The organism is Anaerophilus nitritigenes (assembly GCF_004138215.1).
GTDB lineage: Bacteria > Bacillota > Clostridia > Peptostreptococcales > Thermotaleaceae > Anaerophilus > Anaerophilus nitritogenes.
This window is the reverse complement of sequence record NZ_RYYS01000053.1, coordinates 12,988-27,248: the sequence shown is the minus strand read 5'-3', so window position 1 is coordinate 27,248 and position 14,261 is coordinate 12,988. Positions and strand designations below refer to the sequence as shown.

The following is a 14,261-nucleotide window of genomic DNA, read 5'->3' as shown; positions in this document are numbered from 1 at the left end:
AATAAGGGGTCCAGGGATTTAGAGGGAGTGGGGGAAAGCGAAAGAGATTTTTTTGCGAATACAACAAAAAGATTGAAGAAAAAAGACAGTCCTTGCCCCTTATCCCTTTCACTCTTTATTCTAAGCTTTCTTACCAACTTTATTTTCACTTTTTGATAGAAAAAAGGGATTTTAAGGAAATTTAACGTATAGATAGGATATAAATAAATGGATTAAAGTATAAATAACAATAATAGCTATAGCATCTACTAATTTTGACTCGGGGTTTACCATACAAGAAGCAGCAATATGACTGATTCCAGCAGCCATCAAAAAATTATAGAAAGTAATAATACCTGGTTGTCTAAAGCCCATCAATTTACCTGATCCTAACAGCATAAAATACAGAATGGATATTCTGATAAAGAGATCAATAAAATTTAATGTTTCTCCTTTAAAGAAAATTGTATGTAAATTCATAGAAAACATTCTTTCAAAAGGTATACAATTAGTATTTCCCTAAATTGTGTTATAAAATTCTCATAAATGAGAAATACTAAACTTGCTAATATACTATATAATTTAGGGAGGTATATGATAAATGAGTATTGTTGGAAATGTGAATAATGAAAATATGCAAACTTGTATTGATGCGTGCATGAAATGTTTACAAGCTTGTGAGGAATGTCTTACATTATGTTTACAGGAGGCAGATGTAAAAAGTAGAGTGAGCTGTATAGAGATGCTTCGTGATTGTATTGATATTTGTAATTTAGCTATACACTATATGTCAAGAGGCAGCAAATATGCTAAAGAAGTTTGTAAGACATGTGCAGATATTTGTGATGCTTGTGCAAAGGATTGTGAAATGTTCCAAGACGAACATTGTAAAAAATGCGCTGAAATTTGCCGTATGTGTGCAGATGAATGTAGAAAAATGAATATGGCTATGGTATAAAAAATAGAAAAGATTAAAAATTGACACAGTTGATACTGTGTCAATTTTTTTTGGCATAGAATTTGCAGTAATTATGTTTAGTATGAAAGGAGGAGATTCATGACAAGGGGGGATAAGATATTAATTATTTTGGTACTCCTTGTAACTATAGCAGGAACTATATCTGTAGTAGCTATAGGAATGGATAATGATCAAAAATATGTGTCCTCGTAGTATATGTTCAGAGATAGGATGGATTGATAAAAAATATCAGAGTATCGTTTGTATGCCAAATAAGATTGTAGTAGCTTTTGAGCAAAAACAAAAACAAAAAGAAGAGATAGATATAATATTGTATTAGGAGGAGATAAAATGATTCATTTGAACAAAAAAAATAAAGATTGCCAACAAAATAATGATGAAGGACAAAAAGGATTTATGAAGCATGGATTAATGATGATGCTATGTTGTTTATTACCTATTGTTGTTATAGCAGGATTGCCTCTGTTTGGTATCAAAGGAGGTATATTATCTTCCTTTGCATTCTTATTATGTCCATTGATGCATGTAGGAATGATGCTTATGATAATGAAATCAGGCAGTAAAGGATAATGAATTTACAAGAATAAAAATATAAAACTCCTCAAGTAAATTTTATTTTGCTTGAGGAGTTTTATATAGATGATTTTTTAAAATCCGTCACTATTATTCTATAGGAATTATATATTGCTTTTTTATAAAAATTTCTTAGTAGAGTGTAGAAAATGATAAAGGAACTGTAGCATTTGCTACAATACATCCTATAATGAAAACATATGTTTGTAGAAAACATTTAAAATAGTAGGCTACTATATTGGTGTGAAACATGCGTATATATTTTGTGGAGATTATACGTATGACATGGGATTATTTCATTGTTTTGTATGAACTTCGGATTATTTGGATTTTTGAAAAATGACCATCAATACTTATAATTCTACCTATTTTCTCCATAAACATCACTCCTTCTTATTTAGAATGTAAGCAAGAATAATACAAAAACAATATATAACTTTTAAATTAAACAATAGTATCAAAATTGGCATTAATTTTGCATTGAATACAAGTAAGTTAAAAATAAAAGAAAATCTTTTAAAAGGAGATGATCGATTATGGATAAATTTAGGTATTTTGTTGTTTCATTAGCTATTTTCTTTGTAATGATAGGTGCAACGGTAGGGATTTATAGTATAAATAAATTGCTTTAATTAAAACAAATTTTAATAAATGATTTACAAAACTTTATTCTAACATGAGAGGAGTGCTTTACATGATATTGATTTTTAGAACATTTTATATTATTTTAATAGGATTTATGATATACCGTATGTTTAAAAATGAAGGATGTTGCGGAGGACATAGCTATCATAGAGAGAATAGCTGTGATACTAAAATGAATGCAAATACAACTTCAAAGCAAATGATTACAGAAGAAGAAAAGAGAAACTCAATAGATGTTGGATAAAAAGTTGATATTTTTAAACTATATCATGGAATGAGGAATATGCCACAAGTGTTGTGTGAAAAGCTACAAAATATGTCCTTATTGTGGTTCTAAATTAGAAAGGAATGAGAAGAAGCCATGATGATTACAGTATTTATTATAGCTGTTATATTTATATACTTTTTTATGAAGCATGAGCATGCATGTGTATGTGATGGAAGTCTAAACAATTGTTGCAATATTTGTGGTTATACATTAAAGCAAGAGTATAATTATTGTCCAAATTGTAAAGAAAAACTTAAAAGAAAGTGTAAGGGGTGTGGACGTATGATTGATATAAACTGGAGAAAATGTCCTTATTGTGAGCAATATAGATCATAAAAACAAAGGAGGAATATAAAATGAAAAAGTGGTTTGAAAATTTCCTTAAGAAACTAGAAGCGGCAAATAAAAAAAATTTTGGATCAGAAAGAATGGATTGTTGCAGTGTGAATAAAAAAAATGGGTCTAAATCTACAAAGTCTAAATAGGTAGTTTTTACTTTTTTATATGGCATAGATATTGCAATATGCATTATTGTAAAACAAAATTATGAGGAGGAAATGAATTATGAAAAGAAAAAGCTTAATACTTTTAATGTCAGGAATTTTAATTATAGGTGTAGCAACAGGTTTTGGTTATGCTAATTCTAAAAGCAACAAGGACACAGTGGTGAGTAAAGTTAATATTGAAAAGAAGTTATGGAAAAATGATAGTCAATTAAAAAACAATAATAACAAAAATTATAAAGACATGATTAAGACTATGAAAAAAAATGGATATGAAAATGTAGCAGATTATATGAAGAATAATGATTATAAAGCTATGGATGAATTTATGAACAATATGACAGATGAAGATTATAAGAATATGATTGATATTATGAAAAATAGTGGCTATGAAGACATGGCAAGGATGATGGAAAGCGTTGATAAGGATACTATGATTCAAATGCATAATGCTATGGGTGGCGCTGAAGGTTGTCATGGAGATTCTTCTAACATGATGGGTAGTTTTTAGACTAAAATAATATAAAAAACTCTGGCATGTATGAATTACAAATTGTTACAAACAATAATTAATATTAAATGTCCAGAGTTTTTTATATAGTCTACATACCCTGATGGGGGTATACAGGCTAACAATCATGAAGGGAGTGTTAGATATAGCTAGAAATACTGAAACACTGAATATAATAGGAATGACATGTGCATCTTGTGCAAAGGCAGTTGAAAAAAGTGTTACCAAAGTAGAAGGGGTTACTACAGCAAATGTTAATTTTGCCACAGAGAAACTTGATGTAGAGTTTGATGAAACAAAGACTAGCATTGAAGATATAAAAACAGCAGTTGCTAATGCTGGGTATACTGCAGAAGGAGCAAGTAATTTTAGAGAAGTAACAATACCTATATCAGGTATGACCTGTGTATCCTGCGCAGCAAATATTGAAAAATCTATTAAAAAACTTCAAGGGGCACAGAATGTAAGTGTTAATTTTGCTACAGAAAAAGCTACTGTAGTGTATGATGCAAATTTAACCCGAATCTCAGAAATCAAACAGGGAATAGAAAAGGCAGGATACAAGGCTTTAGAAATTGAAGCAGGAAAACAAGTGGATGAAGAAAAAGAGAGAAGAATGAAAGAAATGAAAACTCTTTGGAAAAAGTTTGTAATATCCGCATTGTTTACTTTACCGATCTTATATATTGCTATGGGGCATATGCTTGGTTTATATCTGCCTCCAATCATTGATCCAGTATTCAATCCTTTAAACTTCGCATTAGTGCAGCTATTATTAACAATACCTGTTATTATAGCAGGGAACAAATTTTATACTATAGGATTTAAATCTTTGATAAGAAAAAATCCTAATATGGATTCTCTTATTGCAATAGGAACAAGTGCAGCAATTATATATGGATTGTTTGCAATGAAAGAGATTATAGCAGGAAAATTTGAATTTGCACAGGAACTATATTTTGAAACAGCAGGGGTAATTATTACACTTATTCTTTTAGGAAAATATTTAGAAGCTGTTTCTAAAGGAAAAACTTCTGAAGCTATAAAAAAACTTATGGGATTAGCACCAAAAACTGCTACTGTTATGCAAAACAATCAAGAAGTAGTTATTCCAATAGAAGAAGTTGAAACAGGAGATTTAATAATTGTAAAACCTGGTGAAAAAATACCGGTAGATGGAGTAGTGATAGAAGGATATACTTCTGTAGATGAATCCATGTTAACAGGTGAAAGTATACCTGTTGAGAAAGATATTGGATCTAGTGTGACGGGTGCAAGCATCAATAAAAATGGATTAATAAAATTTAAGGCAACAAAAGTAGGAAAAGACACAGCTTTAGCACAAATTATAAAATTGGTTGAAGAAGCACAAGGATCAAAGGCACCTATTGCAAAATTAGCAGATATTATTTCTGGCTATTTTGTTCCTATAGTAATTGCTATCGCAATGATAGCTGGATTAGCATGGTTTATTTCAGGAAGATCTTTAATATTTTCGTTGACCATATTTATTTCAGTTTTAGTCATAGCGTGTCCATGTGCATTAGGTTTAGCAACACCTACAGCAATCATGGTTGGAACTGGAAAAGGGGCTGAATATGGTGTACTCATCAAAGGCGGGGTACCTTTGGAAACAGCACACAAAATTAAAACAATTGTTTTTGATAAGACAGGTACGATTACAGAGGGAAAACCAAAGGTAACAAATGTGGTAACTACAACAAAATATGAACAAAATGAGATATTGCAATTAGCTGCTAGTGCAGAAAAAGGGTCAGAGCATCCTTTAGGAGAGGCAATTGTTAAGTGTGCAGAAGAAAAAGGATTGAGTTTTTCAAAAGTAGATAAATTTAGTGCTATACCTGGGCATGGAATAGAAGTTATCATTCAAGGAAAGGATATACTTCTTGGAAATAAAAAGCTTATACATGATAGAAAAATAGAAATAACATTACAAGAACAGTCAGATAGGTTAGCTAGTGAAGGGAAAACGCCCATGTTTATGGCAATAGATCATCAGTTAGCAGGGATAATCGCTGTTGCAGACACAACAAAAGAAAATAGTGCTTTTGCAATTAAAAAACTACATGAGATAGGCATAAAAGTTGCCATGATCACAGGAGATAATAAAAGAACTGCACAAGCAATTGCAAAACAGGTTGGAATCGATATTGTACTTGCAGAGGTTCTCCCAGAGGATAAAGCAAAGGAAGTCAAGAAACTTCAGGAAACAGGAAATATTGTTGCAATGGTAGGAGATGGTATTAATGATGCACCAGCATTAGCACAAGCTGATGTAGGTATTGCTATTGGCTCTGGAACAGATGTTGCTATGGAGTCAGCAGATATTGTTTTAATGAAGAGTGACCTTTTAGATGTAGTTACTGCCATACAATTAAGCAAGAAAACAATCAGAAATATTAAGCAGAATCTATTCTGGGCATTTGCTTATAATACAGCAGGTATTCCGTTAGCAGCAGGACTATTTTATATCTTCGGAGGACCAAGGCTGAACCCTATGTTTGCAGCAGCAGCAATGTCATTTAGTTCTGTATCAGTGCTTTTAAATGCACTTAGGTTAAAAGGTTTTAAACCTGTGATAAAAAAATAATTTTAGGAGGTTGTTATGAAGGAGCATAAAGTTAAATTAAAACAAAGTAATATGCTTTGTCATAGATGTGTACTAAATGTTGTAAAAGCTCTTGGTCAAATAAAAGGTATTCAACAATTTAATGTAAATCTAAAAATGAAAATGATCAAGATTATCTATAAGGGTGAACAGCTTTCAAGGAAAATGATTATGCAGATTGTTGGTGAGGCTATAACAAAAGGAAAAGTAACAAGTTTTGCTTTAGTATAGATAAAGTGTACTGAATAATAGAAAATTAATGTTGATTTTAGAAGTTTAGAATAAAATGGATAGGGTAGTAAATAATATATCTACAAAATAATATAATTAACTTGTTAAAGTTTAAAATTGAAATCCCATGAAATAAATTCATGGGATTTCATAATCACAAAAATAAGTTTTGCATGAAAGAGAGGGAAATGATGAGAAAGAAAGATCGAACTTACAATATTTTATTTATTAGTATAAGCATTATAGGAATTACACTACTTCATTACTTGACTGTAGCTTCAAAATGGGGGATACATGATTTTTATAGAAGGTTATATTATATTCCAATGATTGTTTCTGCTTTTAAATTCAGACTAAGAGGTGGTCTGCTTGCATCACTTATTATATCTATTCTGTATGCACCACATTTATTATTATATTTTGGAGAAATGAATATAGAAGTATTAAACCAATTTTTAGAAATCGTCATATTTATAATTATAGGTACAGGTACAGGGTTTTTAGTGGAGTCTGATTTTAAAAAGAAAAAAAGATTAGAAATTCAGATTAAAAAATTAACGAATCTTGAAAACTATACGCAAAATATATTAGATAGTATTACAAATGGGTTTATTGCTGTTGATAGAAATCTAATGATAAAATCTATGAACAAGGAAGGGCAAAAGTTATTTCAATTAGATGGAGGACTTGAGGGTAGAAATTTGAGTACTTTGTTTGTGGAATACGATCATGTGGAAAAAATATTAAAGGATGTATTAAAGTATAATAAAAAAGTATTAAATATGGAAATAAAATGCATTTCAAAAGATGAAAAAGATGTTTATGTAAAGCTGTTTGCATATCCGCTTCTAAGTATTACAGATAAGATAGAAGGGATTGTACTTGTACTTGAAGATGTATCTGAAATTCGAAAATTAGAGAGTCAAGTAAGAACAGCAGAAAAATTATCCGCAGTAGGAGAACTTGCATCAGGGGTTGCCCATGAGATAAGAAATCCGCTAGGGATTATAAAGACCATATCTCAAACGATCTATGAAGATACTGAAGATGAGGAATTAAAAGAAGGTCTTGAAATTATTATTCATGAAATTGATAGAGCAAATTCAGTCATTCAGAGTTTATTAAATTTTGCGAAGCCTAATATACATGAAGGGAAATTTCAAAGTATAGATGGCTTAATACAAGATATTCTACTGATTACGAAAAAATATGCACAGCAGAACCATATAGAAATGAATTATGAATTACAAGAAGATGTAAAATTGTTTGTAGATTCAGAAGCACTAAAACAGGCATTTGTAAATATTATATTTAATGCAGTACAAGCTATGCCAGATAGAGGAGATTTGCATGTTAGATTACTAAAAGAAAAGAATTGGGTAAAAGTTTCTTTTGAAGATAGTGGGATAGGCATCTCTCAAGAAAAAATTGAAAAGATCTTTGAGCCTTTTTATACAACAAAAGATACTGGAACAGGACTTGGATTATCCATTACTCATAGAATTATAGAAGAACATAAGGGATATATGGAGGTAGATAGTGCAATTGGGAAGGGAACGAGAATAGATGTATATTTGCCTATTTTAAAGGAAGGAGAACAAGATGATTAAGAAAATATTAATTGCTGATGATGAAAAAAATATGATTTGGGCAATGAAAAAAGCATTAAAAAATGAGGATTATAAGATCATTACGGCAGCAAATGGCATTGAAGCTGTAGAAAAAGCAAAGGATCAGGAAATAGATCTTGTATTATTAGATTTAAGAATGCCTAAAAAAGATGGCATGAAGGCACTAAGAGAGATAAAAGCATTTAATGAAAATATACCTGTCATGATGATTACAGCTCATGGCACAATGGAATCTGCAATAGAAGCTATGAAAATAGGCGCCCTAGATTATATATCAAAGCCATTTGATATTGAAGAATTAAAAATGCAGATAAGAAAAGCCCTAGAGATAGGGAATATGAAAGAACAAATAGAATTTTTAACAAAAAAATTAAAAGATAAGACAGGAAAAGTAATCATAGGAAATAGTCTAAGGATGAAAGAGGTACTAGACGTTGTAAATCGTGTTGCGAAAAGTACAGCTACTATTTTGATTACTGGTGAAAGTGGTACGGGGAAAGAATTGATTGCAAATGCAATACACTATAATAGTGATAGAAAAAATAAACCTTATATAAAAGTAAATTGTGGTGCAATTGCTGAAAGTTTACTGGAAAGTGAATTGTTTGGTCATGAAAAAGGAGCATTCACAGGTGCTGTAAGTAGAAAACCAGGTAGATTTGAAAGAGCAGATGGAGGAACACTATTTCTTGATGAGGTGGGAGAATTGAGTCTTGCTACACAAGTAAAGCTTTTAAGAGTTCTTCAAGAAAAAGAAATCGAACGTGTAGGTGGAACAGAGGTAATAAAAGTGGATGTGAGAGTTGTTGCGGCAACCAATAGAGATTTAAAGAAAATGGTTGAAGAAGGAACCTTTAGAGAAGATTTGTATTATCGATTGAATGTGATACCCATAGAATTACCATCTCTAAGGGAAAGAAAAGAAGATATTCCTGTTTTAATAGATTATTTTATACAAAAATTTTGTAGAGAAATGGGAAGAAGTTTAATATCTATTTGTGAGGATGCTTTAGAGAGGATGGTTCAATATAGCTGGAAGGGAAATATTCGAGAACTTGAAAATGTAGTAGAAAGACTAATTATATTATCTCAAGGGAATGTGATTCATAGAGAGGATTTACCAAAGGAAATATTATTACAAAATGAAGATCCTTCTGAATTTATACTACCAAAAGAGGGAATCGATCTAGAAGAAGTAGAGAAAAATTTGATACAGCAAGCATTAAAGAAAACAGATTATAACCAAACAAAAGCAGCAAATTTATTAGGAATTACAAGACATACCCTTATATATAGAATGGAAAAATATAATATAAAAGGAGACTAATGCTCTTGGTAATTAACTAACGGCTTTAAACATGTGGATATTCTTTCTTTGATTAGGCAAGTTTTTTATTCAAACGCGTGATTTCAAGCATTTGATCGGTATCATTTTGTAATGCTGGGTTGTTTTCGCATTCCTTGAGGTGTTTATCAAATTCTCATTTGGTGTTACAATCTTGTTGTATCAAGACAAGCTTTATTAAATAAAGAATACTTTTCTATACAAATAAATCCATTAGTAAAAAATCTATTTTAAGTAAAATAAAATTGCTTCATAAGGACACGTAATGTAGATTAAAAATCTAGTTACGTGTCTTTTCTATTCTTAACATATTGGAAGAAAAAATGGATGAATAGATGAACTGAATAAGAGATTAAAGAGGATTTGGGAATAGTAGAGTCTTATTTTATGTGTTTATTCATAAAAATGAAAATGAGAATCAATATAAATAATAATGGAAAAAGCATTGTAAATCATAGTCAACTTAAGTTATAATAAACTCAATCTCTAAGCTCTTATCATAACTGATAGAGCTATTTTTTTAACAAGAAAATAATATTATAAGAGAATTATTATAAAACTTAGGAAGAAAGGGGGAGCATTAAATGGAAATCGAATTAATTGATCTTGTAGAACATTTTGCCCATACGGCTTTTCAGGTAGAAGGAGTATATCATTATAGTATTGAGCCAGGGAGTTTTGGTTGTACAAAAACGTCACCATTTCCAGGATTTATCTTTCCCTTAGGAGGTCAGGCGAATTTCCTTTTTGATGATACTTCGTATACAGCAGGAGTTGGAAATGTCATTCATGGTGGCGCAAATATGAGTTTGAGTAAGAGTGTTGTAGGTAAAAAAAAAATGGAATTATATCTTGGTTCTTTACAGTATTCGTAAGCCCGAACCAGAAGGATTTTCTCTAGAGAATGCACATTTTGAACTTGTTATGGGACAAAGTCCTAGGATGGTTGAGTTGTTACAGCGATTATGGAGAGTATCCAATCAACCAGGAGCTATTGCTACATTTCAAACGGAGACCATATTTCGTTGTGTATTAGATGAAATTTTTATATGTACTCGTAACCAATCAAATGGTGATGATCGGATATTGTTTAAACAAGTATCAGATTATATTCACGAATATTATATGTATACACTTACTATTCGATCTCTTGCGGAACTACATGGAGTAAATGAGAATAGATTATTCTATGTCTTCTCAAAATATGCAGGAATGGGGGCAGGAGATTATCTTATGATTCATCGACTAAACCGTGCAAAGGAATTGTTGGTAACAGGGGATGCTCCTGTAGTGGCAGTAGCGAGAAGTGTAGGCTATCATGATCCATATCATTTTAGCAAGAGATTCAAAAATCAATTTGGCATTTCGCCAAGTAAGTTTCGGGAAAAGTTCAGATATAAAGCATAATAATTTTAGTTTGTTCTCCATTATAATAGAATTAAAATATGTTATATTATTTACTTTTCATATGTAAATAGATAAAAGAAAGTTTTTAGATGCTTATTGTTTAAGGATTTAAGGGCTTTTTTTTATACCTTTTAATACTCATTTTTGTTGAAATTACAATTTTATCTCATGAATATTTTTCAATTATACTATTTCATTATTGAATGTGCCATTTAAAAGAAATTCAGGAATAATGCATTATGGATTCAGTAATCATCCATTTTCATATAATTTTTTATTTGCTATATTAGTCATAGCTCGTTTAGTTCATATGATCGTGATTATAGATTCAAATTATTATGTAGGAGGAATGAAAATGAAAAAAAATATGGGATTATTGATCTCGCTTATATTTATCATAGGTATACTATCTGGTTGTAGTGGAACTCATAATGAGAATAGCATAAGCAAATCAGATAGTACGTTCACGAAAGAAATAAAAGATCATGAAAAGTCTGAGTGGATAAGAACCATAAAAGATGCAACAGGAAAAGAGATTAAATTTGATAAAAAACCTGAGAGAGTAGCAATTCTTCATGCATTGTTTTTGGATTATTTTTTTGCTTTGAAAACACCACCAACGGCTTCTGCTGGAGCAACAGTTGGCAGTGCAATGAAGGCTTTAGATGAGTTTGAAACCCTTAAACCATATGCAGGTACTGCTAATGTTATGGATTTAGGCAGTGCTAGAGACTTAAATTTAGAGGCGATTCTTAAGTCAAAGCCAGATGTAATTGTGACATTTAAAGGTCATGTAGATAAGATTTATGATCAGCTGATTAAAATAGCTCCTGTAGTTCAGATAGACATTCAAGATTCTTGGCAAAATAAAACTATGCAATGTGCAAAAATTGTTGGAAAAGAGGATGTAGCCACTCAAATGATAAATGAAACGGAGAAAGAAATTAAAAAAACTAGAGAGCTTTTAGAAAATCATAAGGACGAAACATTTGCTTTACTTCGAGTGGATGGAAAGGGCAATTTTGTTGCCTTTGGTTTTAGTAATACTCTTTATTACAATAAAAAAGATGGTTTTAACTTGTCAAAACCTAATGGGTATCCTGAGAATAGTGAGGTTATTTCATTAGAGGCTTTATCCCAGATGAATCCAGATTATATTATATTTAGACATTTCCCTCAACTTGTGAATTCTACAATTCAAAAACAAAAATCTTCTCCTGTATGGCAATCACTTAATGCAGTAAAGAACGATCATATTTTATTTTTTGATGATTCTCTAAATAGTGAAAGTCCACGGGCATTACAGATTGCGGCTAAGAATTTAAGAAAAGCCCTATCAAAATAATCTTTCATTGGCAAACTAGATGCAGCATAAATGGAAGTTACCCATTGGTTTGGCATAATAAAAATAGTTTACAGTAATAAGGAGGTAGCAATTAGATGAAGAAGCCAATGGAAAAGGTAAGTTGTGTACAGATCAACAAAAAAGATCATATATGGAAGATGTGGTTGATAGTGTTGGGGGGATTAGGGCTACTTGTTTTTATTATGGTATTTTCCATAACTAAGGGAATAGCTCATATTCCGTTATCTTCCGTGTGGGATGCTTTATTTCATTTTAATGAGGAAGAAATGAATCATCTTGTTATAGTTAATCTTCGTATGCCTCGTGTGATCGCAAGTAGTTTAGTTGGTGCATCTTTGGCTGTTGCAGGAGCTATTATGCAAGGAATTACCGGAAACCCTCTGGCGGATTCAGGTTTATTAGGGCTTAATGCTGGGGCAGCCTTTGCTCTTTCTATTTGCTTTGCCTTCTTTCCAGAAATGAAGTATATGCAGATTATCTTGTTTTCTTTTTTGGGAGCAACTTTGGGAGCCATATTAGTTAATGGAATTGCTTCTATGAAAAGAGGTGTACAAACACCTATTCGTCTTGTATTGGCAGGCGCAGCTGTTAGTATGCTGCTGGTGGCCATAAGCCAGGGAATTGCCCTTTATTTTAATGTGGCGCAAAGCATCATGTTTTGGACTGTAGGTGGTGTTGCAGGTTCTAATTGGGAACAGGTTAGTATAATGTTTCCTTGGACAATAGGAGGATTGATAGGAGCTTTTTTATTATCACCTTTCATTTCTATTTTAAGTTTAGGGCAGGATGTTGCAAAGGGACTAGGAATAAATATAAGGGTGGTAAATGCACTTTCTTCCATTATAGTTCTTATATTGGTAGGAGGCTCTGTATCTGTGGTAGGTGCAGTTGGATTTGTAGGACTGATTGTTCCTCATATTGCACGCTTTTTGGTTGGGATGGACTATAGACTCATTATTCCCTCTACAGCAGTAATGGGAGCTTTGTTGGTTGTATTGGCTGATCTAGGGGCGAGAACTTTAAACCCTCCTTTTGAAACTCCCATAGGGGCTATTATTTCTCTCGTTGGCGTGCCATTATTTTTAAACTTGGCTTGCAAGCAAAGGAGTACAATGTAATGAACGAACAACAAATAATTGAAGCATATAAACGTAAGGTAGCGATTCGTAATATATTCATTGTAATTGGGTGTGTTGTATTACTAATCATTTCTTTAATTGTCAGTATGAACTCAGGATATATTAAAATGTCTCCACTAGATGTTTTAAGGATGCTATTTGGAAAAAGTACGGATCAAGAAAAGTTGATTTTATTTGATTTTAGATTACCTCGTATAACTATTTCAATGTTGGTAGGAATGGGGCTTGCTCTATCAGGATGCATCATACAGAGTGTATCTAAAAACCCTCTAGCTGATCCTGGACTTTTAGGTATTCATGCAGGTGCTGGTTTAATGGTGATTTTGTATGTACTAATTTTTAGTGGGGAATCTTTCTTATCTGTGTTCACTTTGCCTTTTCTAGCGTTAACAGGAGCGGGTATTGCGGCAGTTATAGTCTATCTTTTTTCTTATAAGCGAAATGAGGGTGTTGCAACTATGCGACTTATTTTAACTGGTGTGGCAGTACAGGCTGGAATTTCGGCATTAACCACTTTACTGGTAGTGAAGTTGGATGATACACAGTATAACTTTGTTGTTGCTTGGCAGACAGGAAGTATTTGGGGTTCCAACTGGAAATTTGTAGTAACCTTACTGCCTTGGTTAGTCATATTGATTCCTTTTATACTTACAAAAGCTCCTGTTATGGATATATTAAGTTTTAGCGATGATATATCCTATAGTCTGGGTGTTTCAGTAGAGAAAGAACGTCGTAGACTGCTTGCCGTAGCTGTTGCTCTTGCCGCTTCATGTGTAGCGGTTAGCGGAAGTATTAGTTTTGTAGGGCTTATAGCACCCCATTTGGCAAGACGACTTGTTGGATCACGCCACCGTGTACTTCTATTGACTAGTATACTTGTTGGTGCTGTATTAGTATCTGTGGCAGATACTATTGGACGTGTTATCATTCAACCTTCTGAGATACCAACAGGAATTGTAGTAGCTATTATTGGAGCACCATATTTTTTATATCTTCTTTCTAACAGCAAGGTATAACCATAGAATGATTCATAGAGTTTACTATGAAGAAATTAC

The 14,261-nt window shown here is 32.0% G+C and carries 15 protein-coding genes and 1 pseudogene; 15 read left to right on the top strand and 1 reads right to left on the bottom strand.

Features of this window, described 5'->3' with window-relative positions:
- Positions 1 to 171: 171 nt before the first annotated feature.
- Positions 172 to 459: a DUF421 domain-containing protein gene (locus tag EK368_RS08060; RefSeq protein WP_129598278.1), complete on the bottom strand. Its 288-nt coding sequence runs from the start codon at positions 457 to 459 to the stop codon at positions 172 to 174.
- A 121-nt stretch (positions 460 to 580) separates the two neighbouring features.
- Between EK368_RS08060 and EK368_RS08055 the strand changes: the two genes are divergently transcribed.
- From EK368_RS08055 to EK368_RS07990, 15 genes and pseudogenes are all read left to right on the top strand, one after another.
- Positions 581 to 937 carry a four-helix bundle copper-binding protein gene (locus tag EK368_RS08055; RefSeq protein WP_129598277.1) on the top strand — a complete coding sequence of 119 codons (357 nt, stop codon included), beginning with the start codon at positions 581 to 583 and terminating at the stop codon, positions 935 to 937.
- 187 nt (positions 938 to 1,124) lie between these two features.
- Positions 1,125 to 1,277 carry a NusG domain II-containing protein gene (locus EK368_RS08050; RefSeq protein ID WP_129598276.1) on the top strand — a complete coding sequence of 51 codons (153 nt, stop codon included), beginning with the start codon at positions 1,125 to 1,127 and terminating at the stop codon, positions 1,275 to 1,277.
- Positions 1,278 to 1,288: 11 nt separating this feature from the next.
- Entirely contained in the window at positions 1,289 to 1,528 is a 240-nt protein-coding gene (locus EK368_RS08045; protein ID WP_129598275.1) for a DUF2933 domain-containing protein, read from the top strand.
- A 697-nt stretch (positions 1,529 to 2,225) separates the two neighbouring features.
- Complete coding sequence (locus tag EK368_RS08040) at positions 2,226 to 2,420, top strand: hypothetical protein (RefSeq protein ID WP_129598274.1); 195 nt, start codon at positions 2,226 to 2,228, stop codon at positions 2,418 to 2,420.
- A gap of 117 nt (positions 2,421 to 2,537) precedes the next feature.
- Complete coding sequence (locus tag EK368_RS08035; RefSeq protein ID WP_129598273.1) at positions 2,538 to 2,780, top strand: zinc ribbon domain-containing protein; 243 nt, start codon at positions 2,538 to 2,540, stop codon at positions 2,778 to 2,780.
- A 20-nt stretch (positions 2,781 to 2,800) separates the two neighbouring features.
- Positions 2,801 to 2,929 (top strand): LDCC motif putative metal-binding protein, encoded by a 129-nt coding sequence (locus EK368_RS15255; protein WP_279222270.1) that lies wholly within the window; start codon positions 2,801 to 2,803, stop codon positions 2,927 to 2,929.
- 79 nt (positions 2,930 to 3,008) lie between these two features.
- Positions 3,009 to 3,458, top strand: a complete 450-nt coding sequence (locus EK368_RS08030; RefSeq protein ID WP_129598272.1) for a hypothetical protein — start codon at positions 3,009 to 3,011, stop codon at positions 3,456 to 3,458.
- A 127-nt stretch (positions 3,459 to 3,585) separates the two neighbouring features.
- Entirely contained in the window at positions 3,586 to 6,069 is a 2,484-nt protein-coding gene (locus EK368_RS08025) for a heavy metal translocating P-type ATPase (protein ID WP_129598271.1), read from the top strand.
- A gap of 15 nt (positions 6,070 to 6,084) precedes the next feature.
- Positions 6,085 to 6,318, top strand: a complete 234-nt coding sequence (locus EK368_RS08020) for a heavy-metal-associated domain-containing protein (protein WP_129598270.1) — start codon at positions 6,085 to 6,087, stop codon at positions 6,316 to 6,318.
- Between the two features lie 191 nt (positions 6,319 to 6,509).
- Positions 6,510 to 7,928, top strand: a complete 1,419-nt coding sequence (locus EK368_RS08015) for an ATP-binding protein (protein ID WP_165000377.1) — start codon at positions 6,510 to 6,512, stop codon at positions 7,926 to 7,928.
- Entirely contained in the window at positions 7,921 to 9,276 is a 1,356-nt protein-coding gene (locus EK368_RS08010; protein ID WP_129598267.1) for a sigma-54-dependent transcriptional regulator, read from the top strand. Before EK368_RS08015 ends, EK368_RS08010 begins: the two co-directional genes overlap by 8 nt.
- Positions 9,277 to 9,878: 602 nt before the next feature.
- Positions 9,879 to 10,701 (top strand): annotated as a pseudogene (locus EK368_RS08005) (helix-turn-helix transcriptional regulator).
- A 355-nt stretch (positions 10,702 to 11,056) separates the two neighbouring features.
- On the top strand, positions 11,057 to 12,046 hold the full coding sequence (locus tag EK368_RS08000) for an ABC transporter substrate-binding protein (RefSeq protein ID WP_129598265.1): 990 nt from the start codon (positions 11,057 to 11,059) through the stop codon (positions 12,044 to 12,046).
- A 95-nt stretch (positions 12,047 to 12,141) separates the two neighbouring features.
- Positions 12,142 to 13,185, top strand: coding sequence for a FecCD family ABC transporter permease (locus EK368_RS07995; protein WP_129598263.1), 1,044 nt, complete (start codon positions 12,142 to 12,144; stop codon positions 13,183 to 13,185).
- Positions 13,185 to 14,222, top strand: a complete 1,038-nt coding sequence (locus tag EK368_RS07990; protein WP_129598261.1) for a FecCD family ABC transporter permease — start codon at positions 13,185 to 13,187, stop codon at positions 14,220 to 14,222. The genes EK368_RS07995 and EK368_RS07990 overlap by 1 nt, the downstream gene beginning before the upstream one ends.
- The last annotated feature ends 39 nt before the right edge of the window (positions 14,223 to 14,261 follow it).